This window comes from Rahnella inusitata (genome assembly GCF_018288855.1).
Lineage (GTDB): Bacteria > Pseudomonadota > Gammaproteobacteria > Enterobacterales > Enterobacteriaceae > Rahnella > Rahnella inusitata.
The window spans coordinates 3650065-3675886 of the sequence record NZ_CP065024.1; the positions used below are offsets into that span (position 1 = coordinate 3650065).

Here is a 25822-nt window from a genome sequence, read left to right on the forward strand (position 1 = left end):
CATCCGCAAAGCTGTGTGTTTTCTGCTGACTAAAAAATTTCTGCTGACTAAAAAAGTTACAGATTAGCGAAAAAACACACAAATTCACGCGTGTGATAAACAATAGAAACACATTCACTCAATCGATGCATTTTTTAACATAGAGCACGATATAACACAAACTCTATCGGAGTATTCTTAGGAGAAAACCGACTATAATTAAGGATTATTCTGTGGCCAGAAGATTTCAATAGTTTGTTATATAACAAATAGTTATTTGTATATGACAAAGTTTTTCACTGGTCGAATTGTAAACGAATTGGATTTTTCTCAATAAATCAGTCGTATAAAAAGTGAGGTCATTATGGCAAGCGGATGGGCGCAAGATGGCGCAGTTCAAGATCAGATTGATTCCACGGTAAACGATGCAGTCGATCGCGCACGTCAGGCATTAGGCCATGGCGAAAGTGCGGAATTTTGTCACGAGTGTGGTGAACCTATTCCCGAAGCACGCAGAAAGGCGCTCAGGGGCGTGCAGTATTGTGTGACCTGTCAGGCTGCGCTGGACAAAAAACAGCAAGATCACGCGGGTTACAATCGTCGCGGCAGCAAAGACAGCCAGCTGCGTTAATCTCTCCCTGTGTTCTTTAAAAAGGGTTGCACCATTATGGTTCAACCAAAGTGATTTCCCCCGTGAATATCCGGTTCCCCGCCTTAACATCTGCTTCAAAATTGAGCACAGGTTTTGCTCCCGTTCTTAAAAAGTTAGAGCGAGTTATCATTTGCGCAGCGTAGTTGTTAATTAATGATTGTTTAAAACACAACATCTGGTTAATGATAAAGCGCTGCACCACAAGAGAACATTGCAAAGTGTAACAATGCACCACATCAGTGCATTACCCTCTCAATTTACTGCTTTATCGGTTCAGCTTGCCGTTAACCCATTGAATTTTAATATTCATCAATTTTGGCATAAATTTTGCATTAAAGCGTCGTAACATAAGATCGTTCCCATAATATGTACAAAGGAAATTCACTGATGAAGTCACTCTTAAAAGTTTCCCTGGCCGCGTTAACTCTGGCCTTTGCCGTTAGCTCACACGCAGCAGACAAAAAACTGATCGTAGCTACCGACACTGCGTTTGTACCGTTTGAATTCAAACAAGGCGACAAGTATGTCGGCTTCGATATCGACCTGTGGGACGCGGTCGCTAAAGAGATGAAAGTCTCTTATGAACTGAAACCAATGGACTTCGGCGGCATCATCCCTGCCCTGCAAACTCACAACATCGATCTGGCGCTGGCAGGTATCACCATTACGCCTGAACGTAAAAAAGCGATCGACTTCTCTGACGGCTATTACAACAGCGGCCTGATGGTAATGGTTAAGAGCAACAACGACGCCATCAAAAGCGTGAATGATCTGAAAGGCAAAGTGGTTGCAGTGAAAAGCGGCACCAGCTCCGTTGACTACATGAAAGCCAACGTGCAGACCAAAGATCTGCGTCAGTTCCCGAACATCGACAGCGCCTACATGGAGCTGGGCACAGGCCGTGCGGATGCGGTGATGCATGACACCCCGAACATCCTTTACTTCATCAAAACTGCCGGTAAAGGTCAGTTCAAAGCGGTTGGCGATTCACTGGCTGGCCAGCAATACGGTATCGCATTCCCGCAGGGCAGCGAACTGCGTGAGAAAGCCAACGCCGCGCTGAAAACCATCAAAGAGAATGGTACCTACGCTGCAATCTATAAAAAATGGTTTGATACCGAACCTAAATAAGCGTCGTTCATTTAAGTCGTTCCTTTTATAGATATATGACTTGAGATAAAGCGCCTGTACGACATCGTCAGTTCAGGCGCAGTTTTGTTTTACCAGGAGAATATCCATGCAGTTTGACTGGAGCGTAATTTGGCCCGCTCTGCCTATCCTGCTCGAAGGCGCCAAGATGACATTGTGGATCTCGGTCCTCGGTCTGGTTGGCGGTCTGATTATCGGTGTGATTGCGGGTTTTGCCCGCGCGTTTGGTGGCTGGTTTAGCAGCCATATCGCACTGGTCTTTATCGAGCTCATTCGCGGTACGCCAATTGTCGTACAAGTAATGTTCATCTATTTCGCCCTGCCGATGATGGTTCCCGATCTGCGTATCGATCCCTTCAGCGCGGCAGTGGTTACCATCATGATCAACTCCGGTGCGTACATCGCTGAAATTACGCGTGGCGCGGTGTTGTCAATTCACAATGGCTTCCGTGAGGCCGGGCTGGCGCTGGGTCTGTCCCGCCGCGCGACCCTGCGTTACATCATCATGCCGCTGGCGCTGCGCCGCATGCTGCCACCGCTGGGTAACCAGTGGATTGTGAGTATCAAAGATACCTCGCTGTTTATCGTCATCGGTGTCGCCGAGCTGACCCGTCAGGGCCAGGAAATCATCGCCGGTAACTTCCGCGCCATGGAAATCTGGAGTGCGGTTGCCGTTATCTATCTGATCATCACGCTGGCTCTGAGCTTTGTTCTGCGCCGCTTAGAACGCAAACTGAAAATTATATGATTGAATTCAAGAACGTCTCAAAACACTTCGGCAAAACCCAGGTGCTCCACGACATCGATCTGAACATTTCTCAGGGTGAAGTCGTGGTTATTATCGGTCCATCAGGTTCCGGTAAATCCACACTGCTGCGTTGCATTAATAAGCTGGAAGAAATCACCTCAGGCGATCTGATCGTTGATGGTCTGAAAGTGAATGATCCGAAAGTAGACGAACGTCTGATCCGCCAGGAAGCCGGTATGGTTTTCCAACAGTTCTACCTTTTCCCGCACATGACGGCACTGGAAAACGTGGCCTTCGGCCCGATCCGCGTCCGTGGTGCATCAAAAGAAGAAGCCAATAAACTGGCAAAAGAACTGCTGGCGAAAGTCGGTCTGTCTGAACGCGCGCATCACTATCCTTCAGAGCTTTCCGGTGGTCAGCAACAGCGTGTAGCCATTGCCCGCGCGCTGGCGGTGAAACCTAAACTGATGCTGTTTGATGAGCCCACGTCGGCGCTCGATCCGGAACTGCGTCACGAAGTGCTGACCGTAATGAAACAACTGGCTGACGAAGGCATGACGATGGTTATCGTGACCCACGAAGTCGGTTTCGCAGAGAAAGTCGCCTCACGGTTGATCTTCATCGACAAAGGTCGCATTGCGGAAGACGGCAAACCGGCGGATCTGGTGAATAACCCACCGAGTGAGCGTTTACGCGAGTTCTTGCAGCACGTTTCTTAAGGCAGAAGCCGCTGGATCTTAGCTCCTCCCCCTGCGAAGGGGGAGGCTGGGTGGGGGTATAGCAAGTGATACCTTTGTTCAAAGCACACATCAACTTCTTGATTTGACTTTAAAACCCCACCCCAACCCTCCCCTTCGCAGGGGAGGGAGCTGTTGCAGAGACCTTTATATTTGTACTGTTAATCCCCACTCCCCCGCCTATGGCACGTCCCCCCACAACGTTTTGCCACAAATTATCTACAATACGGTCACTCTTGCTTTACCCTTAGGGCTGCATGATTTCGATTAACCGTCATTTTGAGAGAGGAACAATGCCGCATAACGACAGGACTCCGTTGGCTCACCGCATCCATACACATCTATTTTCGGCTCTGCTGTTTATCACCCTCGCCATGTTCAGTGCCTTCAGCCACGCGGCTGAGGAGAAACCCGCTGCGGGCGATCAGCAAAAAGCCTCTTACGCCGCGCTGGCCGATATTCTTCAGGATGACAAAGCCCGCGCTGAACTGATTACGCACCTGCGTGAAGCCGCACGCGCTGAACCGGCAGCAGCAAACGCAGAAACCAAAATGAATGAACCGCAGGCCGAACAGCTATCGCTGATTGACCAGCTGGTGGATACCACTCAGCAGACGGCCTCCGGGATCATGAAGCGCGTGCAGGAATTGAAGAACACCATCAATTCCGGGCCTCAGCATCATTTTAATGCTGCGCGATTCTTCCCCGCGCTGGGCTATTTTCTGCTGACCGTCGCCGTGACCTTTGCATTTTTCCATCTGATCCGCCGGTTAATCGGCCCGCTGTACCTGCGCCTTGGCCGCTGGGGAAATCATGCCCGGATGAAAGAGACGCACTGGTACAAACTGCCCGCCAGCATCATCGGTGCGTTCGCAGTCGATCTTGGTATTTTGCTGCTGACCGTCGCCGCCGGTAATTTATTTGCCCAATACGTCAACGGCGGCAGCCCGCTGATTGCGCGGTTGCAGGCCTTATTCCTGAGTGCCTTCGCGGTGATCGAATTCTTCAAAGCCGTCCTGCGACTGATCTTTTCACCGAGCTTCGGTTATCTACGCCCTTTCCCGCTGGCTGACGTCACCGCCCGCTACTGGAATACCCGTCTGGCGTGGGTGAGCGGCCTGATCGGCTATGCGCTGATGGTCGGCGTGCCGGTGGTCGCCACACAAATCAACTACACCACCGCCGCCGTGGTGAATTTTGTGGTCATGCTGGCACTGACGATTTACGCCAGCTGGCTGATCCTGCATAACCGCCGCACCATCCATCATGAATTTAACCAGCTGGCCGAACGCTCGATGGCGTTTTTCAGCGTGATCCTGCGCGCCCTCGGCCACGTCTGGCACCTGCTGGCAGTCAGTTATTTCGTGGTGCTGTTCTTCCTTTCGCAGTTTGATTTCGCCGGCAGCCTGCGCTTTATGATGGCTGCGACCATTAAAAGTCTGGTGATTATCGGCCTCGGCGCGCTGATATCCGGCCTGCTTTCGCGCTGGATCAGCCGCCGTATCACACTGCCTGACGACGTCAACCGCCGTTATCCGTTGCTGCAAAAACGCATTAACTCCTACATTCCGGCGGGTCTGAAAATCATCCGCGTGCTGGTAGTGCTGAGCGTGACGCTTTCTCTGCTCGATGCATGGCAGATCTTTAATCTCAACAAGTGGTTCATGACCGAAACCGGTGAGAAGGTGATTAGCGGTCTGGGGCATATGCTGTTTATTCTGTGCTTCGCGATTGTTGCCTGGACTCTGCTGGCCAGCGTCATCGAACACCGACTGGCGCAGGAGCTTAGTAACGGTGCGCGCCCGAGCGCCCGTGAGCGCACGTTGCTGACGCTGTTTCGCAACGTGCTGGCGATCGTGATTTGTACCATCACCATTATGATCATGCTGTCGCAGGTCGGGCTCAATATCGCCCCGCTCCTGGCCGGTGCCGGTGCGCTCGGTCTGGCAGTCAGCTTCGGCGCGCAAACGCTGGTAAAAGATGTGATCACCGGGATTTTCATCCAGTTCGAAAACGGCATGAATACCGGCGAATACGTCACGGTGATGGGCATCAGCGGCACCGTCGAGCGTATGACCATCCGCTCAATTGGCCTGCGCGATATTTACGGCGTCTATCACATTGTTCCTTACTCTTCGATCACCACGCTCTCCAATTACGAACGTGAGTTTGGCGTTTACCGCGCCAGTTATAACGTCAGCCGCGACGAAGACGTCGATGCCGCCAACGCCGTTCTGCGCGAGGCCGTCGAAGCGCTGAAGCAGGACGAAAACATCAAACCGCTGCTGCTCGGCGAACCGACCTATCAGGGCGTCGTGGGATTAGGCGATCAGTTCTTCACCCTGCGCGTGCTGGTGCGGACCAAAGCGCTGGAGCAATGGACGGTGCAGTATGCACTTGACCGGTTGGTGAAGAATCACTTCGCGAAGGCGGGAATTGAAATGCCGAGGCAAGCAGTTCAGATTTATAAAGATGAAGCAGGTGCTGGTGCCAGCGAAGCCTTTCCGGTTGTTGGGCCTGAACGGTAAGGCATGAGGATATGTCGTTCTGCTCCTCCCCGTGCGAAGGGGGAGGAGCAGAACGTAATTAGTGCCTTGTCTGCCCCTGCTCCCTCGCGATCACCGAAAACTCCGCCATCATCCGCACCAGATCCTGCATCCCCAGATTCACCTGATTAATGACATCACCTGCATTGCGGCTAAGCGTAACACCGCCGCCAGCGCGGTTAACGCAGTTGCCCATGCCGTCAATCGCGGCCATTACGCCCTCGCGGATGTTCTGCGTAAGCTGGTCAATTTCAACGGCGGCTTTTCGGGACTGATCGGCCAGTGACCGGACTTCCCCGGCGACGACGGCGAAACCTCTGCCCTGCTCCCCGGCGTGGGCAGCTTCAATGGTGGCGTTGATAGCCAGCAGATTGGTTTGTGAGGAAATGCGCCGGATGGTATCCACCATCTCGCCGATGCGTTCGGATGTCTGGCCGAGCTGGCCGATGATGTCGGACGTGCGGCGTGCTAACGCCTCAACTTCCTGCATATCTTCCACCGCTTTTTGCACGATGGTGACACCTTCGGCAGCGGTTTTATCTGTGGTGAGAGAAAGCTCATGAACGTGAGTCATCATGCTTTCCTGCTGACGCTGCTGAGTCATCTGGCTGGTGATGTCCTGCGCGATTTTGACCACTTTCAGTACTTTGCCATCGTCGTCTATCACCGGGTTATAACTTGCTTCCAGCCAGATGCTTTGCCCGCGGCCATTGATGCGTTCGAAACGTCCCAGAATAAACTCACCGTTCTTCAGACGTTGCCAGTGATTACGATAATCATGGGAATCACGATATGTCGGCATGCAAAACATCGAATGGGAATGACCTTTAATCTGTTGCAGAGAATAACCCATGACTTTGAGGAAGTTATTATTGGCGGAAATGATGTGACCATCTGGAGTAAAGGTAATGAGCGCCATGGAACGTTCAAGTGCCTGATAAATTCCATTGTGCTCGTGTGATTCATTAACCCTTTCAGAAACATCGCTGGCAATTTTAATTATTTCAGTGACTTTGCCATGCTTATTTTTTACCGGAATATAGGTCGCTTCCAGCCAGAGGATGTTGCCGTTTTTATGCACCCGTTTAATATTCCCGCTGACCGACTTTCCCTGCCGCAGCCCTTCCCAGTGCAGCCGGTATGCATCACTGGCGACAAACTCCGGGGTGCAAAATATCCGGTGTGGCTGCCCGATGACTTCCTCCCGGCTGTAACCCATGCCGTTGAGGAACAAATCGTTGACTTCAAGGACTACGCCATCTGTCGTGAAAGCGATCATAGGTACTGCCTGCTCAATTGCAGAGAATTTTTCACGCCATGCCGTACTAAATTGATGAGAGAATAATTGCATAGGACAGACACCCTGTGGCTGATAACGTGAATTAATGCGTAAACGCCATTAATTGAAATATAAACACGCGCTAAGTCCGCAGATTATTAGTGATATTGCTAATAAGCAGCGAAACATTAGTCTGACCCCTGGGTGGGTTTCAGGCAGGTACCAACACAATCAACAATGCTGTGATAATAAAATAACGCAAAGAATCATTACTTTGATAACTAATAAGCTTTTTTATAGTGAATTAAGCATAATTTAATCCACTCAAAAAGAAAGGGGGCGACCGGACTATTTTTCCAGCGCGCTCATGAACAGATGAACACGCTGGAATGTTTCATTTCACGTCGTGATCAGACTGACCAGCGTTTAATTGCCCAGCTTTTTTGCTGCGATGGCGTCAGGAAGGTCCATGCGACAAAGCGGCTGATTTTGTTACCGTGGACCATTTCGATGGTCCGAATATCCGTTACGCCTTCTTCATTCAGCGCGTCATACAGCAACGGCAGCGTGGTTTTTTTAGAAACCAGCACGGTGTACCAGAAACAGTTCTGCGCTTTACCCGCGCTCTCTTCCGCCATGCGCGCCACAAAGGCTTCTTCGCCGCCTTCACACCACAGTTCATTGTGCTGGCCACCGAAGTTCAGCTCAGACGTGGCGCGGCGATCCAGACCGAGATTCTGACGCTTACGCTGGCTGCCTGATGCCGCATCCGCTGCCGAAGAGTGGAATGGCGGGTTACACAACACGGCGTCGTAGCGCTCGTCGTGGCGGATAATGGTATCGAGAATACGCTGCGGTTTAGCCTGCAAACGGAAACGTACCTGATTGGTCAGCTGCGGGTTGGTCGCCACGATTTTCTTGGCAGCAGCCATAGAAACCGGGTCGATCTCACTGGCGGTAAAGCGCCAGCCATATTCGCGCAGGCCGATAATCGGGTAAATACAGTTCGCGCCAACGCCGATATCCAGCACGGAAATATCTTTACCCTGCGGAATATTGCCGTTGTTGCTGCTCGCCAGCAAATCGGCCAGATGGTGTACGTAATCCGCACGCCCCGGAATTGGCGGGCACAAATAATCCGCCGGAATATCCCAGTTTTCAATCTGATAGCAATCATGCAGCAATGCGCGGTTCAGCGCTTTGACTGCCTGCGCATTGGCGAAATCAACCGACAAATCACCCCATTTGTTTTCAGTGACGAACGGCGCCAGGTCGGGATTGTTGGCAATCAGGGCCGGGAAATCATAGCGGCTGCGATGACGATTTCGCGGGTGAAGACCGCTTTTTTCCTGAGGGAAGACTTTCTTTTTTTCCACCTGAGTGACTCTCCGAAAAGGTGTGCGCGACGCATAAAACATGCGATGGGGCGTGGGATATTCATTTATTGCCGCACAAGATACCACAAACCGTCGCCGCCTGCCGGATGCTCACCGGCGGGGGCACATAAAAACCGCCAATCCACGTTCAAAATGGGTAATCTGCTCTTCAGAAACTAAATCAATACATTGCCAGAGGAAAATCATGAACACTGATGATCGCTATTATTACGAACCCGCAGCCGGTCACGGTCTGCCGCACGACCCGCTCAATGCCATAGTGGGTCCGCGCCCGATCGGCTGGATTTCCTCACGCAATGCCGCAGGCCAGCGTAATCTCGCGCCCTACAGCTTCTTCAACTGTTTCAATTATCGTCCACCGATCATTGGTTTCGCCAGCAGCGGCTGGAAAGACAGCGTGGCGAATATCGTCGAAACCGGTGAATTCGTCTGGAACCTGACGACGCGGGCATTGGCGGTGAAAATGAATGAAAGCTCGGCTTCGCTGGAACGCGGTAACGACGAATTCGACTTCGCCGGTCTGACGCCGCAGCCGGGCAAAATCGTCGCTGCCGATCGCGTTCTGGAAAGCCCGGTGAATTTCGAATGTAAGCTGACGCAGTGCATTCAGCTGAAAACTGCGGCCGGTGGCGATATTGATACCTGGCTGGTACTCGGTGAAGTTGTCGCCGTGCATATCGCCCCGCACTTACTGGTGGATGGCATCTATCAGACCGCCCTCGCCGAACCGGTCTTACGCGCCGGTGGCCCTTCCGCCTATTACGGGATTTCGGAAGAGCTACGCTTTGATTTAACCCGCCCCGACGCACGCTGACCGCACCGGGACAATAAAAAAACCGCCGCCGGATTTCAGTCCGGCGGCGGTGTTTATTTTAGGTTTTCAGGCGGTTACTTCGCCGGATAGTTCTGTTCAACGAAGTCCGCAAAATCCTGACACATCGCCTCGTCGCCATCGGCGCTGTCGGCCAGAATGCGTTTGCCGTCGATCACCCGGATATGCACGTTGAGGTCAAAATCCGCTTCCGGCTGTTCGCGTTTGGATGCTTCCCCGATGGTCAGCTGCGCGTCCTGCCACGCCGCATCGACAGTCTGATTGCACGCCTGCGCCAGATACGCCGGATTGAACCCTTCACCGGTCAGGCTGCGCAGCGTATCGTCGTGACTTACGCTGTTACCCGGCGTCCAGTAATGTTTCGCCAGATCGGGGCCGATCGCCGGATTATCGGTGAGATAGCCGTCGCGTTTGAGGAAGAACGCGCGAGTTTGCTCGACGGCCATCATCGCCAGCAGATACCCCTGATAAGAGCAGGCCGATTCCATCGACAGCAGATGCGGGATAGCCAGCGTTGGACGCGGGCTGCCGGTCACGCCGAGAATATGGGTTTCAATGTCACGCGCCAGCGCGATCATCGCTTCCGGCGTACGTTTTTCATCAGGCCACTGATACAGCTGCCATTCGAAATACGGCACCAGCAAAATGTGACGTTCGTTGAACGAACGCATCGGCTGGCGGGCTTCGATACTGGCGCGGATCAGTTCGTCCGGCACGGATTCACCGGCGGCATTCTTCGCATAACGCTTCAGCCAGTCGGCATCATCAAGCAGACTGTCGCAAAACATAGACTGCGTTTCGGCATAGGCCATCGACGTCGGTGGGAATTCCTGCGAGAAGCACGGCGCATTCTGGCGGATATTGGCGAAGTGCGCCGCGTGGCCGCCTTCATGGAACAGCGTATTCAGGCCACTGGCACCGCTGCCGATCTGGTCAGGTTTCGCCAGACTGGTGAAGTTGATCACCGCAGGCACCCACTTACCGTTATCAAAGAACGGTGGAACCGGACCATGCATGAAGCCATTTTCGTATTTGCCTTCGCGCACCAGCAGATCCAGCTGCATATCCGCCCCGTTAAAACCAATATTCAGGCGCTTGAAGCTGTCAATCCAGCGACGCAGGGAATCGGCAAACGGGAAGTAAGGATCGAGCTGACGGGTGACATCACCGGCGCTGGCAAAGCGGATGTTCCACGGCAGCAGCGCAGCATCGCCTTCGCGCGCGACCAGCTCATTCAGGCTGCGCGTATTACTTTCGCGGGTTTGCTCTTCAAAACGGTCGAGGATGGCGAATAACTGTTCCGGCGTCATGCGCTCGGTTTTATTCACTTTATAGTCGAAATAGTTGCGGTAACCGAGCTGGCGCGCAAAACGGTTACGTAAACCAATCAGCTGCGGTAAGCCATTGTGCAGCAGCCACTCTTCCAGCTCACGCAACGCATTTTGCGAACTGCGACGGTAAGTTTCGTTTTCGTTGTTGGCCTGATTGGTCAGCAGCTCGCCAAGCGAAGCGCTAACACGCTCGCCTTTGCTGTTGATATGCGTCATGCGGTACTGCTTACGCTTAGCAAACAACGCGGATTCGGCCTGAATAATTTCATCCAGCAACGCCTGCGCTTTGGGGTCTTCAATCACATTGCAGTCGAAGAAACTCAGCCAGCCGCGCAGGCCATGAAGCAGCGCCTCAACCTCTTTGTCGGACGGTTGGCTTTCGAGTTGTGCGATGACTGTGCGTAATTCCGCCGGGCGGGAAGGTTCGGCGATAAAGCGTTTGTAGGCGGTTTCGGCGGCGGAGAATGCTTCACTGACGTTGTCATCACCGATGCCCATATAGTTTTGCCAGAACAAATTTTCTTTGTCCTGATGAACTTTAAGGTAATCGTGGTTGAGGGCGTTAAGGTAGTCCTGAGCCTGTTTCATGCAATCTTCTCTGCTGAAAGTTAACGAGATTATGCATTGAGTGTATGTTTAAGCGGCGGTTCTGTCGATACGGCAAAACCGCGTTTAACCATCAGGCTTCAGTGGCAACCGATCAGTTCTTTTTAACGAACTCGGATTTGAGTTTCATCTGGCCAAAACCATCAATTTTGCAGTCGATGTTGTGATCGCCTTCGCAAAGGCGAATGCCTTTAACTTTGGTGCCGATCTTCAGCATTGAGGAACTGCCTTTCACTTTCAGATCTTTGATGACCGTAACGGAATCGCCATCAGCCAGGAGATTCCCGTTAGCATCGATAACTTTCAGCACGTCGTCTTCTGCGGCTGCGTCACCCGCCAAAGGCCAGACATGCCCACATTCAGGACAATTGAGCATATCGCCATCCTGCCATGTGAATTCGGACTTACAAGTTGGACAATTTGGTAACGTTTCCATAATAAAAGCTCCTATTATGCTTTTAAAAAAGCCATTTAAATCATGATTAAAACCCTTTAATAGGGGTATTTTAATCTTTAATCGCAAATTTTGATAGCGGGAAGAGGATTTACGGCAATATCCACCTGAAAACTGACCGCGCATTTTGCTCCTCACCCTTTGGAAAGAAGGAACTGCCCGAGGTCCTGACCCTTGATGTTGAGTTTAGATCTTTTTGAACTTACTTATCCCATTTAATCCCTTGCTTAATCCCGCGAATATGTTAAAAATTTGGAATTAACAGATTACAGACGGCTAAACGTCTAACCCCCCATCCGTCTATATAAAAGGTTAATCCAAGCGTGAGTTCCTCCCTTCTTGAGATGCGCAATATCTCGATTTCATTTGCGGGTTTTCCCGCCCTGCGCCAGGTTGATTTCACGCTGGAAGGCGGCTCTGTCCACGCGTTAGTCGGCGCGAACGGTGCGGGTAAATCCACGTTAATGGCGGTGCTGTCTGGCACCCACGACCATTACACCGGGCAGGTCACCATTGACGGCCACCCGGTGAATATCAGGCTGCCGCATCAGGCCCGTGACCACGGAATTCACCTGGTGCAGCAGGAAGTGGACGTTGCACTGGTGCCGACGCTGAACGTCGCTGAAAACATTATGCTCGACAGGCTTTCTGAGCCGGGTCATTGGCATAACTGGTCGCAGCTTTATCTTCAGGCACAGCGACTGACCGCAGAACTCGGGCTGAATATCGATATCCGCGCGCGGATTGAAAGCTGCACGCTGGCGGAGAAACAGCTGATTTTGCTGGCACGGGCGTTATCGCATAAGTGCCGGTTTCTGATCCTCGATGAACCGACCGCCCCGCTCGATCAGGCGGAAAGCGCGAGGCTTTTCGCGCTGGTGCGCAAGCTGAAAGCCGCAGGTATGGCCGTCGTATTTATCTCCCACCGAATCCACGAACTGCGTGATATCTGTGACCGCATGACCGTGCTGCGCGACGGGCGTCTGGTCAGCGATGACAGCATGGACGGCCTGAGCAACGAACACATCATTGAGAAAATGATCGGCCATCAGCTCGATGATATTTATCCACCGCGCCGCCCTGCGCACAGCGGTGAGACGCTGCTGCAAATCCAAGGGATGCACGACAAAGACAAACTGCGCGATATATCCCTGCGGCTGCATCGGGGCGAAATCCTTGGGATCGCCGGGCTTGCCGGAGCGGGGAAAACCGAACTGTGCAAAGCGCTGTTTGGCGCGACGCCGAGTCAGGTGGAAAGCGGTGAACTGAATGGCAAACCGTGGAAGCCGAAAGAACCGCACCTTTCGGTGGAACAGGGTCTGGCGTTAGTGCCGGAAGAACGACGTAAGGAAGGGATTTTTATCGATGAGGATATCCCGATGAACCTGAGCGTCACCGCCGACGACACCTTCTCGCGCTGGAGTATTTTTAACCGCCGCCAGTCGCTGTCGTGGGCGAAGGATATTATCAGCCGCTTAGGCATTCGCGCTTCCGGGCCGATGCAGAAGCTGGCGCGGCTTTCCGGCGGTAATCAGCAAAAAGTGGCCATCGGAAAATGGCTGCGCAGTGAGAGTCAGGTGTTGATCTTCGACGAACCGACCAAAGGCGTGGACATCAAAGCCAAAACGGACGTGTTCAGGCTGATTGACGGCCTGGCGCAACAGGGAAAAGGCATTATTTATGCTTCCGGTGAGTTCGCCGAACTGGTCGGTTTATGCGACCGCATTCTGGTCTTATGGGATGGCCGTATCGTGGCCGAACTGGACGCCGCAGACGTCGACGAAGAAACCTTATTAGTCTATTCAACCGGAGGAACACCCGCGTGAACAAAGCCGTGGTGAGTAAAGAAAGCGTACCCGAAGCCAGTCAGCCCTGGCGTCATCAGCTGTTCGAGTTTTTGTATAAATGGGGCATGTTGCTGACCGTGGTATTGCTGATCGCCGGTTTTGGCGTGGCATCGGACAACTTCCTCGAACCGTCGAATATCATCAATATTCTGCGCTCTATCGCCATCGTGACGGTGATTGCCATCGGCGTCTCGATTTCGCTTTCGGTCGGGGGCTTTGATTTATCGGTCGGTTCGACCGCCTCGCTGGCTAATGCGCTGGTGATTTCGATGTTCGTCTGGCACGGCTTTGGCACCACAGAAGCCATTCTGATCACGCTGGCGCTCTGCACGCTGGTCGGTCTGTTCAACGCTTTTCTGATCGTTATTCTGAAAATTCCCGACATGCTGGCCACACTCGCCAGCCTGTTTGTGATTCAGGGCGCGGCGATGACCTACAGCTACGGCGGTTCGATCACCGAAAACATGGTGCTGCCTAGTGGCGACATGGCCGAAGGCACAGTGCCGGCGGTGTTCAGCCTGCTCGGTCAGGTGCCGGTGATCGTGATTGTCATGGCCGTCGTGACGGTCGCCGTCCAGCTGTTTATGTCGCTGACCAAGCATGGGCGCCGCATGTACGCCATAGGCGGAAATCCGCTGGCGGCACGTCTGGCAGGGATCCGCACGGCGCGTTATCGCGTCATCGCTTACGTGATTTCCTCGGTCCTCGCGGGCGCTGGCGGCATTTTGCTGGCATCACGCATTGGCTCATCCCAGGTGAACGCCGGTGGCGGTTATCTGATGGATGCGGTGGCTGCCGCGTATATCGGGTTCTCGCTGGCAGGATCCGGCAAGCCTAATGCGCTGGGGACGTTGCTGGGCGCGGTGATTTTGGGGGTTCTGTCTAACGGGCTGGTGATGTTATCTGTGCCGTATTATGCGATGGATATCATTAAGGGATTGGTGCTGGCGGTGGCGCTGGCGCTGACCTACATTCAGAAACGATAAGCCATTCCGGCCAGCGAGGAAACGCCTTTCCTCGCTGGCCGGTCCCTTCTCCCTGAGTGGCCCGAACTGCATACCCTCACAGGATTTTACAGGGCGAAACCGCAGAATCAGAAACTATCAATACTCTGAATTTACCACGACTTCTTCGCCATAGGCGCCTGCCTGCGGCAGAGGTTTATAGCTGGAGTTAGAGGCGCGCAGCACGCGGATACCTCTGGCGCCGGCAGCCTGCGCGGCGGTGATGTCATTGTCGGAGTCACCGTAGAAAATCTTGATTTGCTTGTCTTTCAGCCACTGCGTTTTAGTGTTCTGCCCGGCTTTGTCACCCGCGAAAATCACCGGATTCACTTTGTCTTGTGGGATCTGGAAATCCTCCTGCAAGGTTTTCGTGACCGTTTCGGTTTTCGTTTCGCTGCGTCCGGTCACGAAGTAGATGCTGTCACCACGTTTGAGATGCATCGCAATCAGACTTTTGGCCACTTCTTTCGGCATGCTGAACTCATCCCAGCCATTGTTCATCTTTTCCCAGAACTGCGGATTTTTCAGGTAATCCTGTTTGCCCGGCGAAAATTCCAGCTGGCCGCGGTAGAAACCCGGCGAGGAGAACAGCACGGTGTCATCGATATCAAAACCTACCGCAACAGGCGCGCGCCCGTTAAGGCTGTTTTCGATCTGCGCGACGGACACCCAGTGAACCGGTGACTGCTGCGCGAGTTGCGCCACGTTGACGCCAGGATAGAGCGGCGCAGGGGCGGACTCTTTGGCAATAGCGGAGTGATTGAGGCTGAGCAGCAGGCAAATGGCACTCAGTGCCAGTGTGGTTTTACGCATCATGATCCCTTTTTTATGCTTATTAATCTTGAAGATAAAGTGGAGCAACTGGTCAAAAATCTTACCGAACATACCTGCGTATATTTCAGAGTGAAAGGGTTTTCTCGGCGGGTGTCATAGGAAAAGATGATGATCACACTTTAGGGGAGAATCGTCTGACTTATTGCCGCAGAGCATCAGACGCTTCATTCAAACAAGATTATGCGGCCTATACTTATTCCCTATTGTTTCGAGTTTTAACTCTCTTATATACAAACGGAAAGGAACAGGTATGCCTCAATTACAATCCGAAAACCGCCGCATCGTACTGGCGTCACGCCCTCACGGTAAGCCCGTTGACGATAACTTCCGTCTCGAAAAAGCCCCTTTACCGCAGGCCAAAGACGGCCAGCTTTTACTGCGCACCGTATGGCTTTCACTCGACCCGTACATGCGCGGTCGCATGAGCGATGCGCCCTCTTACGCCGCGCCCGTTCAAATTGATGATGTGATGACCGGCGGCGCGGTGTCCCGCGTGGTGGAATCTCACAGCCCGGATTTTAAAACCGGCGATCTGGTGGTCGGCAGTACCGGCTGGCAGGATTACTCGGTGGCCGATGCCAATACGGTGAAAAAGCTGGAAGGCGCAGCGCTCAAACAACCTTCACTGGCGCTGGGCGTGCTTGGAATGCCGGGCTTCACCGCCTTTATGGGGCTGCTGGATATTGGTGAACCTAAACCCGGTGAAACGCTGGTCGTGGCCGCCGCAACCGGCCCGGTCGGTTCACTGGTCGGACAGATAGGTAAGATCAAAGGCTGTCGCGTGGTCGGCATCGCAGGGGGCGAAGAAAAATGCCGTTACGCAGTCGAACATTTTGGTTTTGACGAATGTCTGGATCACCGCGCCCCCGATCTGGATAAGCGCCTGAAAGCCGCCTGTCCGGACGGTATCGACGTGTATTTTGAAAACGTCGGCGGTGCGGTCTTCGACGCCGTGCTGCCGTTGCTCAATACCAAAGCCCGTATTCCGGTGTGCGGTTTGGTCTCGCAGTACAACGCTACCGGCCTGAACGACGGCCCGGATCGCCTTTCTCTGCTGACCGGGACTATCCTTAAGAAACGAATGCGCATGCAAGGCTTCATCATTTTTGATGACTATGGTCACCGTTATCCTGAATTCGCCAAACAGATGAGTGAATGGTTTGAAGACGGAAAAGTGAAGTTCCGCGAACATGTGGTTGAAGGTCTGGAAAACGCGCCGCAGGCATTCTTCGGACTGCTTGAGGGGAAAAACTTCGGCAAACTGGTTGTCCGTGTCGGGCAGGATTGACAGCTGATAACGACGCTTTGTTCACGTCCACAGGAGGTAACATGAAATTACTGATTGTATTGACATCGCACGATAAACTCGGCGAAACCGGTAAGAAAACCGGCTTCTGGCTGGAAGAATTCACTGCACCCTATTACGAATTTCTGGATGCGGGCGCGACCCTGACGCTGGCTTCGCCGAAAGGCGGTCAGCCGCCGCTGGATCCGAAAAGCGATGAACCGGATGCACAGACCGAAACCACCGACCGTTTCCGTAAAGACAAGGACGCGCAGCACGCGCTGGCAAACACCTTGAAACTGGCAGAGGTGAAAGCCGATGATTTCGATGCGGTGTTTTATCCGGGCGGTCACGGTCCATTGTGGGATCTGGCAGAAGATGCACATTCTATCGCATTAATTCAGGCTTTCTGGAAAGCGGGCAAACCGGTATCAACGGTCTGCCATGCGCCGGGCGTTTTGCGCAATGTGCTGCTGGAAGACAGTACGCCGCTGGTGAAAGATAAACGCGTCACCGGGTTTAGCAACAGCGAGGAAGACGGCGTAGGTCTGACCGACATCGTGCCGTTCCTGGTTGAAGATGAGCTGAAAAAACATGGCGGCGATTACAGTAAAGCGGCCGACTGGCATCCGTATGCGGTGACCGACGGCAAACTTATCACAGGTCAGAATCCGGCCTCTTCCACCGCCGTCGCGAAAGCGTTGCTGAAAATGCTGGGCGGAGGCGAAGTCGCCAAGTAATCTGGCTGATCACAACACACCATCAGATGAGGGTTTTATGGCATTTACACTGACCAGCAACGATCTGCGCGACGGCGAGAAAATGCCGGAAACGCAGGTCTTCAACGGAATGGGCTACACCGGCGAGAATCTGTCGCCACATCTGGCCTGGTCCGGTGCACCGGAAGGCACCAAAAGTTTTGTGATAACCGTCTATGACCCGGATGCGCCTACCGGCTCCGGCTGGTGGCACTGGGGTGTCGCCAATATTCCTGCTGATGTGACCGAACTGCCGCAGGGTGCGGGCTCGGGTAAAGGCGGTTTACCTGCCGGTGCAGTGCAGACCCGCACTGACTTCGGCAAAGCCGGATATGGCGGTGCCGCACCTCCGCAGGGCGAACATCACCACTATCATTTCACCATATATGCCCTCGATGTTGAGCAGCTTGAAGTCAATGAAGAAGCCAGCGGTGCCTATCTCGGCTTCAATGTGCATTTCCATACGCTCGGCAAAGCATCACTGACAGTGATATATAGCTGATTCCTGTGGTATAAAAGAACCAGAAAAGGTGGTCAGTTTTGCTGACCACCGTTTTTTTATTGCGGCCTTCGTCGCGACATTGAAAAAAAGAATAAATGTTCTTCATCTAGGAGTCAGTCACAGTGAAAATTTCCACCCTGTCGCGCGCGTGCGCCGTGTTGTCTGCCGGCCTGTTTCTGGCGGCATGTAGCAGCAGCCATGAAGGCAAATCCAGCCAGGTTGCTCCCGGCACCGCGTCCCTCCCCGTGTTATCTGCGGACGAAGCGGCCAACTTTACAGCGAAAAAATATCTGGCCTTTGGCGGCCCTTCTTTGCAGGTTCAGCAACAGAGCTGGTTCCCGAAACTGGTCAGCACTGACGGTGTGAAAACTGACTTCGTGGTCGGCCCGCAGTTAGGCACCGACGGCGCAGCCTATTCCAGCGTGCAACTGGCGGTCAACGCGGCGCTGGCCGTGCGTAACCACGGTGAACGCATCTTCATCAAAATCCTGCCAGGGACTTACACCGGTGCGGTTTACATTCCTGCAGGTTCTCCGCCAGTGACCTTATTTGGCGCGGGCAACAGCTCCGCTGACGTGACGCTGTCTCAGGGTCTGGAAGCGGCCAGCACACCAGCCACCTACCGTTCTACCGTCAGCCCTAATGGCCAGTTCCTGCCAGGCGACCGCGCGAACTATATGTTCCAGAACTGTGCGACGCAGACCACTGAAACCATCGGTACCGGTTGTTCTGCTACCGTCTGGTCACAGAGCAACGGCCTGCAACTGCAAAACCTGACCATCGGTAACGCCCTGCTCGATACCGTTGACGCGGGCGATCACTCCGCCGTGGCACTGCGTACTGATGGCGATAACGTGGTTATCGACAACGTGCGTCTGATTGGCCGTCAGAATACCTTTATGGTCAACACGGCCAACATCCATAACGAAACCGATAACAAACGCTATAGCCGCGCTTATGTGCACAACAGCCTGATCGTCGGCGATGTGGATTACGTGTTTGGCCGTGCAGTGGCGGTCTTCGACCATGTTGAATTCCACACTGTCAGCAGCCGTGGCGTGAAAGAAGCGTCCATCTTTGCGCCGAACACTCCGGCGAACGCACCATACGGTTTCCTGGTCACCGACAGCAATCTGACCGGCGACCGTGGTTTCGAGCAAGCCGCGAAAGCCAAAATGGGCCGCGCATGGGATGAAGGCGTTGCACAAGGCGGTTATGTTCCGGGCACCACGCCGAACAGCCAACTGGTGATCCGCGACAGCAACTTCGATAACAGCTACGACCAGATGAACCCGTGGGGCGCAGCGGCGTTCTCAGGCCGTCCGTTCGCCGGCAACGTACCGAAAGATGAAAAACAGCAGCGCGACCTGAACGATCCTAACTTCAACCGCCTGTGGCAGTACAACAACATGCTAACTCAGCCAGCGAAGTAATGACGAAAAGATAAATAATAATGTTAAACCGCCGTTAAACGGCGGTTTTTTATTTGTGTGAATATAAACCCTTATCTGAAGTCATAAGAGCGCAATCGCTAAATCAACTCATTATTTCTATTTTGAATATCAGGAATAGCATTGATCATGTTATTGTTGAATGAATAATTAAAGGAAGGTTTTTGACCAAGGATTGTTAAACATGAAATTACTATTAAATATGTTATTGCTGTTTTCCATTTGCTTATCTTATGAATCGTTGGCTTATACCAAACCTGGGGTTTATTCTGTCAATAATACGGGGCTGTCTCTGTTATCGGCTAATAGTGGATCTTCTAAAATGGATGAGTTCGAGTGCCAGGACTGTGGGAAATTCATGCGTGTCAGAATTATGGGTACTGATCCACAACCGCAACTGTCTCATTACAAGGATGAAGAAGTCATTGCATACATAACGAGCCCGGCCTGGAAAAATGAATTTCATAAATTTTTGAAGGGATTTTTACAGGCGGATAAAAACACTGACTTTGTTATTCATACCGTACGAAAAGGTTCTATCGCGGGACATAATGCGATTAAAACGGTGGTGACCCGAAAAACAAAAGGCAACAGAGCTTATACATCTCATATATGGTTAACCTATTCAAAAGGGAGACTGTACGGTTTTGGTGTCTTATATTTCCCCGGGCAATTTACCGGCAATTCGGTGACGCGCTTCAACCAAATGTTCGCGTCATTTAAAACACTGTAATTTTATCCTCCTTAATAAAGGGTTTCTTTCAACAAACAGAAACCCTGATATTTATAGCGACACTGCAACGCATAATATAGACCCTGATACGTGTCACATATCGGGTTAATTACCTTGCCTCATTCCCCAATCTGAACACCGATACCGTGCGTTCCAGATTCACCGCTTGTTCGTCAAGCGATGCCGCTGCACTGGCCGATTGCTGCACCAGTGCCGAGTTTTGCTGGGTGACGGTATCCATTTCCGCTACGGCTTGCGCAATCTGGCTAATCCCGCGGCTTTGTTCGTCCGATGCCGATGCGATTTCATGAATGATCTGGGTGACATGGCGCACGGAACCAACGATGTCTTCCATGGTGTCTCCGGCTTTGGCCACCAGCTGTGAGCCGTTGTTCACATTGACCACTGATTTCTGGATCAGCCCTTCAATCTCTTTCGCCGCCTGCCCGCTGCGCTGTGCCAGGCTGCGCACTTCGCTGGCGACGACCGCAAATCCGCGCCCCTGCTCACCCGCTCTGGCGGCTTCGACGGCCGCATTCAGCGCCAGAATGTTGGTCTGAAACGCGATACCGTTGATCACGGTTGTGATTTCAGAAATCTGCTTCGAACTCACCGCGATTTCTTTCATCACACCCACCACATCGCTGACCAGTTTGCCTCCGCGTGCGGCGGTGTTTGCGGCGTCGGATGCCAGCTGGCTGGCCTGCGTGGCATTGTCCGCATTTTGTTTAACCGTAGAAGTCAGCTGTTCCATGCTGGCAGCGGTCTGGCCTAGCGCAGCCGCTTGTTCTTCGGTACGCGCAGAGAGATCAATATTCCCCGCCGCAATCTCGCTGGAGGCACGCGTCACCTGCGTCACCCCTTCGCGAATATTACCAATGATGCCGTGCAGATTTTTATTCATGCCTTCAATGGCACGGCTTAACTGGCCAACCTCATCAAAACTGTGGCTGGTGACGTGCATCGATAAATCACCAGCGGCAATGCGTTCTGCCGTCGCTAACGTCCGGCGCAGCGGCAGGGTCAGCTGACGAGTCATGCGCCATGAAATCAAAGCACCGGCAATAATGGTCGCGATAACGATGCCCACCATTTCCCTGATGGTCTGACTGACTTCACGATGAGTGTTGGCGATTTCGTGATCAAGCATGGTGTTGGAGGCGGAGGTCAGCGCCAGCCCGGCAGCGGCGAGTTGGGCAGCAATCTCTTTCTGGTCGCTTCCGGCCGGAGGATTCAAGGTTTGCTGCCAGCTCTCGCGATAACGGCGGATGTTTTCCGGCATCGCTTCTTCCAGTGGAAGATCACGGGCATCCCACGAATAGGCGGCGACATCCGTCAGCCTCGCTTCCAGCTTATCCAGCGCCTGTGCGTTCTCTTCCACAAATTTAGGGTCTTTGGTCGCCATATAGGACAGGCGGGAAAATTTCGCGCTGCTCAGCAGATCGTTAACGGTTTTAAGCAGCGTCACTTTTTCTGCCCGCTCATTGATGTTGGTCAGATGGTAAATGCCGGATACGGCAACGAGTGAACCCAGCAGCAGAACCAGCGCAAAACCGGCACCGAGTTTATTAGCGATAGTGGCGTGGCGAACCTGGCCAGCGATCCCTGAAAGTACGTTCATTTTCTTCTCCCTGATTTCCAAAATGGACTGACTCTGACAGTGGCGAAGCCACTTAAGAATGAGTGAATAACGGGAGAGTTATCGACCGGATAGGCACAATATTTAGAGGGGAATGAAAATAAGTCTTAACAATGGCACGGGATGCTCAGGAAACAAAAAAGCCCCTAATACAGGGGCTTGATCATTATTACGGGGTGGGATTATTCATTAATATCAAACCAATCATTAAGTTCGTTAATTAATGATTCTGTTATCCACGAATTTCCAGAATGCTCACCCACATCGGACCTTTACCTACGTTGTAGGTGTTAAGCGTCGTCAGCTGACCGTTTTCAGGATTAATTTTCGCGACTTCAATAGCGTCAGACTTCTGACCGGCGGTAATAACAAACTTGCCGGTGTGATCGATATTGAACCCGCGCGGCTGCGTTTGTGTGGCGTGATGTCCCACCAGTTCAAGCACACTGCCATCTTCGGACACGGTCAGCACGGAGATCAGGCTGGCGGTACGATCAGACGCATACAGGAATTTGCCGTCAGGCGTGATGTGCAGATCGGCTGCCCAACAGGTGCCAGTAAAATCGGCAGGCATAATGCCCAGCGTTTGCACCTGACGGTATTCGCCGCTGGTAACGTCTTTCTGATACACGTCCACGCTGCTGTTCAGCTCATTTACGCAGTAAGCGAAATGATGATTTGGGTGGAAGGCCATGTGGCGCGGACCGGCACCTTCGACAGTGCGCAGTTCGGCAGAATCATGCGGCGTGGCTTCACCGTTGACGCTGAAATCGAACTGACGAATACGGTCTTCTTTCAGCGCGGGGATCATCAGCAACTGGTTGGTCGGATCGATATTGGCAGAGTGCGGTGCCTGTATATTTTCCAGAACCTGGGTATGAGCAAGTGCGTGGCCCTGCTCGTCCAGCGGATGAATGCTGACGTTATTGAAGCTGTAGGAAGCCGAGAAAACAAAGCGCCCCTGAAGATCGATCCCCAGATGCGTCGGACTGCCCGGCAGCGGAGCCATCGACGCTTCTTCGAGTTTACCTTCGTTATCGATACGGTAAGTGAGAACACCGAACGCAGGACGCACACCCACATACAGACGGTGGCCGTCAGGATGGATAACCATCGGCTGAACTTGTCCCGGCACTTCCACGGTTTGCAGCAGGCTCAGTTCACCATTGTCCGCCAGACGAAATGCGTGGATTTGCTGGCTATCAGGGCTGGCAACGTAGACAACTTGCTTCATCACAACTCCTTATTAAATCTCATTAGATTTGAAAGCGTAGTTCAGGATAACCCAACAACCCCAAACCCTCCACGCCCTAAATAAACCGGGGAGCCGACAAGGCATTCACTGCACCACGTCTGGCGGGTTTGAAGGTTTAATTAGCAGGCTTAACACGGTAACATGGTGATAATTTCTTCGATCCTCTCACTTTATGATGGACTGACCATGACTTATCGCATTATCGCACTCGATCTCGACGGTACGCTGCTCGACCGTCAAAAACGTATCCTGCCTGAATCCCTGTCCGCGCTGGCCGATGCCCGTGCTCAGGGTATCAAAGTGGTCATCGTCACCGGGCGTCATCACGTGGCGATCCATCCGTTTTATCAGGCCTTACAGCTCGATACACCGGCTATCTGTTGTAACGGAACGTATCTTTATGATTATCAGGCACGTAAAGTGCTGACGTCCGATCCCATGGATAAAGTGAAGGCCAAAAAAGTGGTCGATTTGCTCGAGTATCACGGCATTCATGGCCTGCTGTATGTCGATGACGCGATGCTTTATCAGCAACCGAGCGGCCATGTCAGCCGTTCAATCGCCTGGGGCGAAACGTTGCCGGAAGGCCAGCGCCCGAACATCGTGCAGGTCAACAGCCTGCGTGACGCGGCCGACGATGCGCACTCCGTGTGGAAATTTGCCACGTCGCATCAGGATCTCAATGCGCTGCATACTTTTGCCGCGCAGGTGGAAAACGAACTGGGTCTGGCCTGCGAATGGTCATGGCACGATCAGGTTGACGTCGCCAAGGGTGGCAACAGCAAAGGCCGTCGTTTACAGGAGTGGGTCGAATCTCAGGGTATGAGTATGCAGGACGTGATCGCCTTTGGGGATAATTTCAACGATCTGAGCATGCTGGAAAACGTCGGGTTAGGCGTGGCAATGGGCAATGCGGTAGATGCCATTAAAGAGCGCGCCGCGCTGGTGATTGGCGATCATGAAACGCCGGGCATCGCGGACGTTATCCGCAGTAAAGTGCTGAGCTGATGAGGTCATAAAAGAAAACGCCCTCTTCTGTCATTGAGGAAGGCGTTTTGTAGGACAATCCAGAGGTATCGTCATTCCGCCTTTTTCTTTTCCGCCCTGACGCATCGCGGAATTGAACGGTGATTTTCGTCGAAATAACGGCTTGGCCAGATCGCTGAAGGCGGCATACCCAACGCCTGGGCGATAATCTTCTCACCCTTTGCCCACGGGCGGGCCAGTGCGTTGGATAGCGTTGACGATCCTAAACCGGCTTCACGTGAGACTGCAGCCAGCGTGGTTTTCCTTTTGCGCAACCCGGCAATGATGTCCGCCGGATGCCAGTCATTTTCCATTTTCATCGTTCTTCCTTTTGTTGTCGGTACTGCCTTTGAAATGAGGTCTACTCTTTCCAGTAACATCGTTCAGTAACTCTAAACAACAATATGTTAAGTGATGCTTAACATGACGTCAATACAGTTTATATGGTTATTGAAGATGATCCCGCACAGACTGAAATCAGCACGAAAAAAAGCCGACCTCACGCAGGAAAAACTCGGTGTGTTGGGTGGCATTGATGAGAGCACGGCGCGCTCAAGGGTTTCGCAATATGAGAGCGGCACGTACAGCCCGAACTTCGACACGATGTGTCATTTTGCCCGCGTGCTGAACGTACCGGAATGCTATTTCTATATTCTGGACGACGACTTTGCCGAACAGGTGTTGGCGTTGTATGAAACCTTTAACGCGCCAAAAGCTTAACGGTTTAACGACACGCTTTTGATCTGCGCATACAGCCACTGGCCTGCGCGGATCATCAGCTCATCGCGCGCCCAGGGTGTAATGCGTGCCCAGATAATATGGCCGGCCATCGCGAGTTTCACTTCAATCTGGTGGCCCACGTCAAGACATTCCAGCACCTGCGCAGGCAGGACGTTTCGGATGCTGCTGTTATTGGCCGTCGGCTGCAACACCAGTGAAACGTCGGTGGCATTAACCCGCACCCGCATAGGCGTCCCCGGTTCTTCGTCAACTTTACTGATCCACAGCCGCTGATCGCCAATGGCCAGCGCGGTCATTTCGTAACGCGGATGATGTTCCAGTACGCTGACGTTCAGCACACTGCTCTGTTCTTCTTTTGGCAGCCACGGGCGCATCACGTTGCTCGCCCAGACGTCCTCCAGATTGCCCATCGCCAGCACTTTTCCACCGTCAAGCACCAGCACTTTTTCCGCCAGGCGCAAAATTTCATCCAGACTGTGCGTGACGTACAGAATCGGAATATTGACTTCCAGCGCCAGCCGCTCGAGATAAGGCATCAGCTCGCGTTTACGCGGGAGATCCAGCGCTGCCAGCGGCTCATCCATCAGCAGAATTTCCGGTGCCGTCAGTAGCGCACGTCCGATCGCCACGCGCTGTTTTTCACCGCCGGAGAGCGTCAACGGAAAGCGATCGAGCAAAGATTCAATGCCGAGCAGCCGCACTATGCTGTCGAACTGGCCGCGCATCGACGCCGCCATGCCATATTGCAAGTTGCCTTTCACGCGATAATGCGGGAACAGACGGGCGTCCTGAAATACATATCCCACACGGCGCTTTTCAGGCGGCAGGAAAATTTTGTTATCGGCATCAGATAACACCCGGCCATTGAGCGAAATATGTCCGCTGTCGGGTTTCGTCAGACCGCCAATGGCGTTGATCAGTGACGTTTTCCCCGCGCCGGACAAACCGAAAATCGCGGTGATGCCCTGTGCCGGTAAGGTTTGTGTGACCTGCAAATTCAGCTCACCCAGTTGCTGACTGAAATCCAGTTCCAGCAT

24 protein-coding genes are annotated in these 25822 nt (G+C 52.9%); 15 read left to right on the plus strand and 9 right to left on the minus strand.

Annotation, left to right across the window (positions count from 1 at the left end):
• Window positions 1–343: 343 nt before the first annotated feature.
• The 5 genes from I2123_RS17115 (at window position 344) to ybiO (ending at window position 5793) form a co-directional block, all read left to right on the plus strand.
• Entirely contained in the window at window positions 344–610 is a 267-nt protein-coding gene (locus tag I2123_RS17115) for a DksA/TraR family C4-type zinc finger protein (protein WP_112166570.1), read from the plus strand.
• A 408-nt stretch (window positions 611–1018) separates the two neighbouring features.
• Window positions 1019–1762 carry a glutamine ABC transporter substrate-binding protein GlnH gene (gene glnH / locus I2123_RS17120; protein ID WP_112166572.1) on the plus strand — a complete coding sequence of 248 codons (744 nt, stop codon included), beginning with the start codon at window positions 1019–1021 and terminating at the stop codon, window positions 1760–1762.
• Between the two features lie 106 nt (window positions 1763–1868).
• Window positions 1869–2528 (plus strand): glutamine ABC transporter permease GlnP, encoded by a 660-nt coding sequence (gene glnP / locus I2123_RS17125; RefSeq protein ID WP_112166574.1) that lies wholly within the window; start codon window positions 1869–1871, stop codon window positions 2526–2528.
• Window positions 2525–3247: a glutamine ABC transporter ATP-binding protein GlnQ gene (gene glnQ, locus I2123_RS17130; RefSeq protein ID WP_056782351.1), complete on the plus strand. Its 723-nt coding sequence runs from the start codon at window positions 2525–2527 to the stop codon at window positions 3245–3247. The genes glnP and glnQ overlap by 4 nt, the downstream gene beginning before the upstream one ends.
• Before the next feature lie 311 nt (window positions 3248–3558).
• Window positions 3559–5793 carry a mechanosensitive channel protein gene (gene ybiO / locus I2123_RS17135; protein WP_213051096.1) on the plus strand — a complete coding sequence of 745 codons (2235 nt, stop codon included), beginning with the start codon at window positions 3559–3561 and terminating at the stop codon, window positions 5791–5793.
• A 58-nt stretch (window positions 5794–5851) separates the two neighbouring features.
• Here ybiO and I2123_RS17140 read toward each other — a convergent pair whose 3' ends face one another.
• Window positions 5852–7162, minus strand: coding sequence for a methyl-accepting chemotaxis protein (locus I2123_RS17140; RefSeq protein WP_213051097.1), 1311 nt, complete (start codon window positions 7160–7162; stop codon window positions 5852–5854).
• Window positions 7163–7500: 338 nt separating this feature from the next.
• Complete coding sequence (rlmF, locus tag I2123_RS17145; RefSeq protein WP_112166580.1) at window positions 7501–8466, minus strand: 23S rRNA (adenine(1618)-N(6))-methyltransferase RlmF; 966 nt, start codon at window positions 8464–8466, stop codon at window positions 7501–7503.
• 205 nt (window positions 8467–8671) lie between these two features.
• Here rlmF and I2123_RS17150 point away from each other — a divergent pair, with 205 nt between their 5' ends.
• The gene (locus I2123_RS17150) at window positions 8672–9301 is read left to right on the plus strand and encodes a flavin reductase family protein (RefSeq protein ID WP_112166582.1); all 630 of its coding nucleotides are present in this window, start codon (window positions 8672–8674) and stop codon (window positions 9299–9301) included.
• Between the two features lie 74 nt (window positions 9302–9375).
• Here the strand turns inward: I2123_RS17150 and I2123_RS17155 are convergent, their stop codons facing one another.
• Together I2123_RS17155 and I2123_RS17160 are read right to left on the minus strand one after the other, a co-directional pair.
• Window positions 9376–11238, minus strand: coding sequence for a M3 family metallopeptidase (locus tag I2123_RS17155; RefSeq protein WP_112166584.1), 1863 nt, complete (start codon window positions 11236–11238; stop codon window positions 9376–9378).
• A gap of 112 nt (window positions 11239–11350) precedes the next feature.
• The gene (locus tag I2123_RS17160) at window positions 11351–11692 is read right to left on the minus strand and encodes a zinc ribbon domain-containing protein YjdM (protein ID WP_112166586.1); all 342 of its coding nucleotides are present in this window, start codon (window positions 11690–11692) and stop codon (window positions 11351–11353) included.
• Between the two features lie 362 nt (window positions 11693–12054).
• On the opposite strand from I2123_RS17160, the gene I2123_RS17165 reads away from it, so the two are divergent.
• Together I2123_RS17165 and I2123_RS17170 are read left to right on the plus strand one after the other, a co-directional pair.
• Entirely contained in the window at window positions 12055–13536 is a 1482-nt protein-coding gene (locus I2123_RS17165) for a sugar ABC transporter ATP-binding protein (protein WP_213052551.1), read from the plus strand.
• An 8-nt stretch (window positions 13537–13544) separates the two neighbouring features.
• Entirely contained in the window at window positions 13545–14543 is a 999-nt protein-coding gene (locus I2123_RS17170) for an ABC transporter permease (RefSeq protein ID WP_413535695.1), read from the plus strand.
• Window positions 14544–14660: 117 nt separating this feature from the next.
• Here the strand turns inward: I2123_RS17170 and aphA are convergent, their stop codons facing one another.
• A complete protein-coding gene (gene aphA / locus I2123_RS17175) occupies window positions 14661–15374 on the minus strand; it encodes an acid phosphatase AphA (protein ID WP_213052552.1) in 714 nt (237 codons plus the stop codon).
• A gap of 271 nt (window positions 15375–15645) precedes the next feature.
• Between aphA and I2123_RS17180 the strand changes: the two genes are divergently transcribed.
• The 5 genes from I2123_RS17180 to I2123_RS17200 all read left to right on the plus strand — a co-directional run bounded on the left by I2123_RS17180 (window position 15646) and on the right by I2123_RS17200 (window position 20124).
• Entirely contained in the window at window positions 15646–16683 is a 1038-nt protein-coding gene (locus tag I2123_RS17180) for an NADP-dependent oxidoreductase (protein ID WP_213051098.1), read from the plus strand.
• Window positions 16684–16724: 41 nt separating this feature from the next.
• Window positions 16725–17420, plus strand: coding sequence for a type 1 glutamine amidotransferase domain-containing protein (locus I2123_RS17185; protein ID WP_213051099.1), 696 nt, complete (start codon window positions 16725–16727; stop codon window positions 17418–17420).
• Between the two features lie 37 nt (window positions 17421–17457).
• Window positions 17458–17940 (plus strand): kinase inhibitor, encoded by a 483-nt coding sequence (locus I2123_RS17190; protein WP_213051100.1) that lies wholly within the window; start codon window positions 17458–17460, stop codon window positions 17938–17940.
• Window positions 17941–18062: 122 nt separating this feature from the next.
• Window positions 18063–19373 (plus strand): putative acyl-CoA thioester hydrolase, encoded by a 1311-nt coding sequence (locus I2123_RS17195; protein WP_213051101.1) that lies wholly within the window; start codon window positions 18063–18065, stop codon window positions 19371–19373.
• Window positions 19374–19575: 202 nt separating this feature from the next.
• Window positions 19576–20124 carry a hypothetical protein gene (locus tag I2123_RS17200; RefSeq protein ID WP_112166599.1) on the plus strand — a complete coding sequence of 183 codons (549 nt, stop codon included), beginning with the start codon at window positions 19576–19578 and terminating at the stop codon, window positions 20122–20124.
• Window positions 20125–20233: 109 nt separating this feature from the next.
• On the opposite strand, the gene I2123_RS17205 is transcribed toward I2123_RS17200, so the two are convergent.
• The gene (locus tag I2123_RS17205) at window positions 20234–21745 is read right to left on the minus strand and encodes a methyl-accepting chemotaxis protein (protein WP_213051102.1); all 1512 of its coding nucleotides are present in this window, start codon (window positions 21743–21745) and stop codon (window positions 20234–20236) included.
• Window positions 21746–21995: 250 nt separating this feature from the next.
• Window positions 21996–22997 (minus strand): 6-phosphogluconolactonase, encoded by a 1002-nt coding sequence (pgl, locus tag I2123_RS17210; RefSeq protein ID WP_112166603.1) that lies wholly within the window; start codon window positions 22995–22997, stop codon window positions 21996–21998.
• A gap of 207 nt (window positions 22998–23204) precedes the next feature.
• Here pgl and I2123_RS17215 point away from each other — a divergent pair, with 207 nt between their 5' ends.
• On the plus strand, window positions 23205–24026 hold the full coding sequence (locus I2123_RS17215) for a pyridoxal phosphatase (RefSeq protein WP_112166605.1): 822 nt from the start codon (window positions 23205–23207) through the stop codon (window positions 24024–24026).
• Between the two features lie 71 nt (window positions 24027–24097).
• On the opposite strand, the gene I2123_RS17220 is transcribed toward I2123_RS17215, so the two are convergent.
• Window positions 24098–24358 carry a helix-turn-helix domain-containing protein gene (locus tag I2123_RS17220; RefSeq protein ID WP_112166679.1) on the minus strand — a complete coding sequence of 87 codons (261 nt, stop codon included), beginning with the start codon at window positions 24356–24358 and terminating at the stop codon, window positions 24098–24100.
• Between the two features lie 142 nt (window positions 24359–24500).
• On the opposite strand from I2123_RS17220, the gene I2123_RS17225 reads away from it, so the two are divergent.
• The gene (locus I2123_RS17225) at window positions 24501–24764 is read left to right on the plus strand and encodes a helix-turn-helix transcriptional regulator (RefSeq protein WP_112166607.1); all 264 of its coding nucleotides are present in this window, start codon (window positions 24501–24503) and stop codon (window positions 24762–24764) included.
• Here the strand turns inward: I2123_RS17225 and modC are convergent.
• A complete protein-coding gene (gene modC, locus I2123_RS17230) occupies window positions 24761–25822 on the minus strand; it encodes a molybdenum ABC transporter ATP-binding protein ModC (RefSeq protein WP_213051103.1) in 1062 nt (353 codons plus the stop codon). The genes I2123_RS17225 and modC overlap by 4 nt on opposite strands.

Bases quoted from the DNA above. Each gene is read 5' to 3' on its own strand.
- I2123_RS17160 (WP_112166586.1), bottom strand. From the start codon at position 11,692: ATGGAAACGTTACCAAATTGTCCAACTTGTAAGTCCGAATTCACATGG.
- I2123_RS17200 (WP_112166599.1), top strand. From the start codon at position 19,576: ATGAAATTACTATTAAATATGTTATTGCTGTTTTCCATTTGCTTATCT.
- I2123_RS17190 (WP_213051100.1), top strand. From the start codon at position 17,458: ATGGCATTTACACTGACCAGCAACGATCTGCGCGACGGCGAGAAAATG.
- I2123_RS17225 (WP_112166607.1), top strand. From the start codon at position 24,501: ATGATCCCGCACAGACTGAAATCAGCACGAAAAAAAGCCGACCTCACG.
- modC (WP_213051103.1), bottom strand. From the start codon at position 25,822: ATGCTGGAACTGGATTTCAGTCAGCAACTGGGTGAGCTGAATTTGCAG.
- I2123_RS17150 (WP_112166582.1), top strand. From the start codon at position 8,672: ATGAACACTGATGATCGCTATTATTACGAACCCGCAGCCGGTCACGGT.
- I2123_RS17185 (WP_213051099.1), top strand. From the start codon at position 16,725: ATGAAATTACTGATTGTATTGACATCGCACGATAAACTCGGCGAAACC.
- I2123_RS17180 (WP_213051098.1), top strand. From the start codon at position 15,646: ATGCCTCAATTACAATCCGAAAACCGCCGCATCGTACTGGCGTCACGC.
- pgl (WP_112166603.1), bottom strand. From the start codon at position 22,997: ATGAAGCAAGTTGTCTACGTTGCCAGCCCTGATAGCCAGCAAATCCAC.
- I2123_RS17115 (WP_112166570.1), top strand. From the start codon at position 344: ATGGCAAGCGGATGGGCGCAAGATGGCGCAGTTCAAGATCAGATTGAT.
- ybiO (WP_213051096.1), top strand. From the start codon at position 3,559: ATGCCGCATAACGACAGGACTCCGTTGGCTCACCGCATCCATACACAT.
- I2123_RS17165 (WP_213052551.1), top strand. From the start codon at position 12,055: ATGCGCAATATCTCGATTTCATTTGCGGGTTTTCCCGCCCTGCGCCAG.
- I2123_RS17220 (WP_112166679.1), bottom strand. From the start codon at position 24,358: ATGGAAAATGACTGGCATCCGGCGGACATCATTGCCGGGTTGCGCAAA.
- glnH (WP_112166572.1), top strand. From the start codon at position 1,019: ATGAAGTCACTCTTAAAAGTTTCCCTGGCCGCGTTAACTCTGGCCTTT.
- aphA (WP_213052552.1), bottom strand. From the start codon at position 15,374: ATGCGTAAAACCACACTGGCACTGAGTGCCATTTGCCTGCTGCTCAGC.
- glnP (WP_112166574.1), top strand. From the start codon at position 1,869: ATGCAGTTTGACTGGAGCGTAATTTGGCCCGCTCTGCCTATCCTGCTC.
- I2123_RS17215 (WP_112166605.1), top strand. From the start codon at position 23,205: ATGACTTATCGCATTATCGCACTCGATCTCGACGGTACGCTGCTCGAC.
- I2123_RS17205 (WP_213051102.1), bottom strand. From the start codon at position 21,745: ATGAACGTACTTTCAGGGATCGCTGGCCAGGTTCGCCACGCCACTATC.
- glnQ (WP_056782351.1), top strand. From the start codon at position 2,525: ATGATTGAATTCAAGAACGTCTCAAAACACTTCGGCAAAACCCAGGTG.
- I2123_RS17140 (WP_213051097.1), bottom strand. From the start codon at position 7,162: ATGCAATTATTCTCTCATCAATTTAGTACGGCATGGCGTGAAAAATTC.
- I2123_RS17155 (WP_112166584.1), bottom strand. From the start codon at position 11,238: ATGAAACAGGCTCAGGACTACCTTAACGCCCTCAACCACGATTACCTT.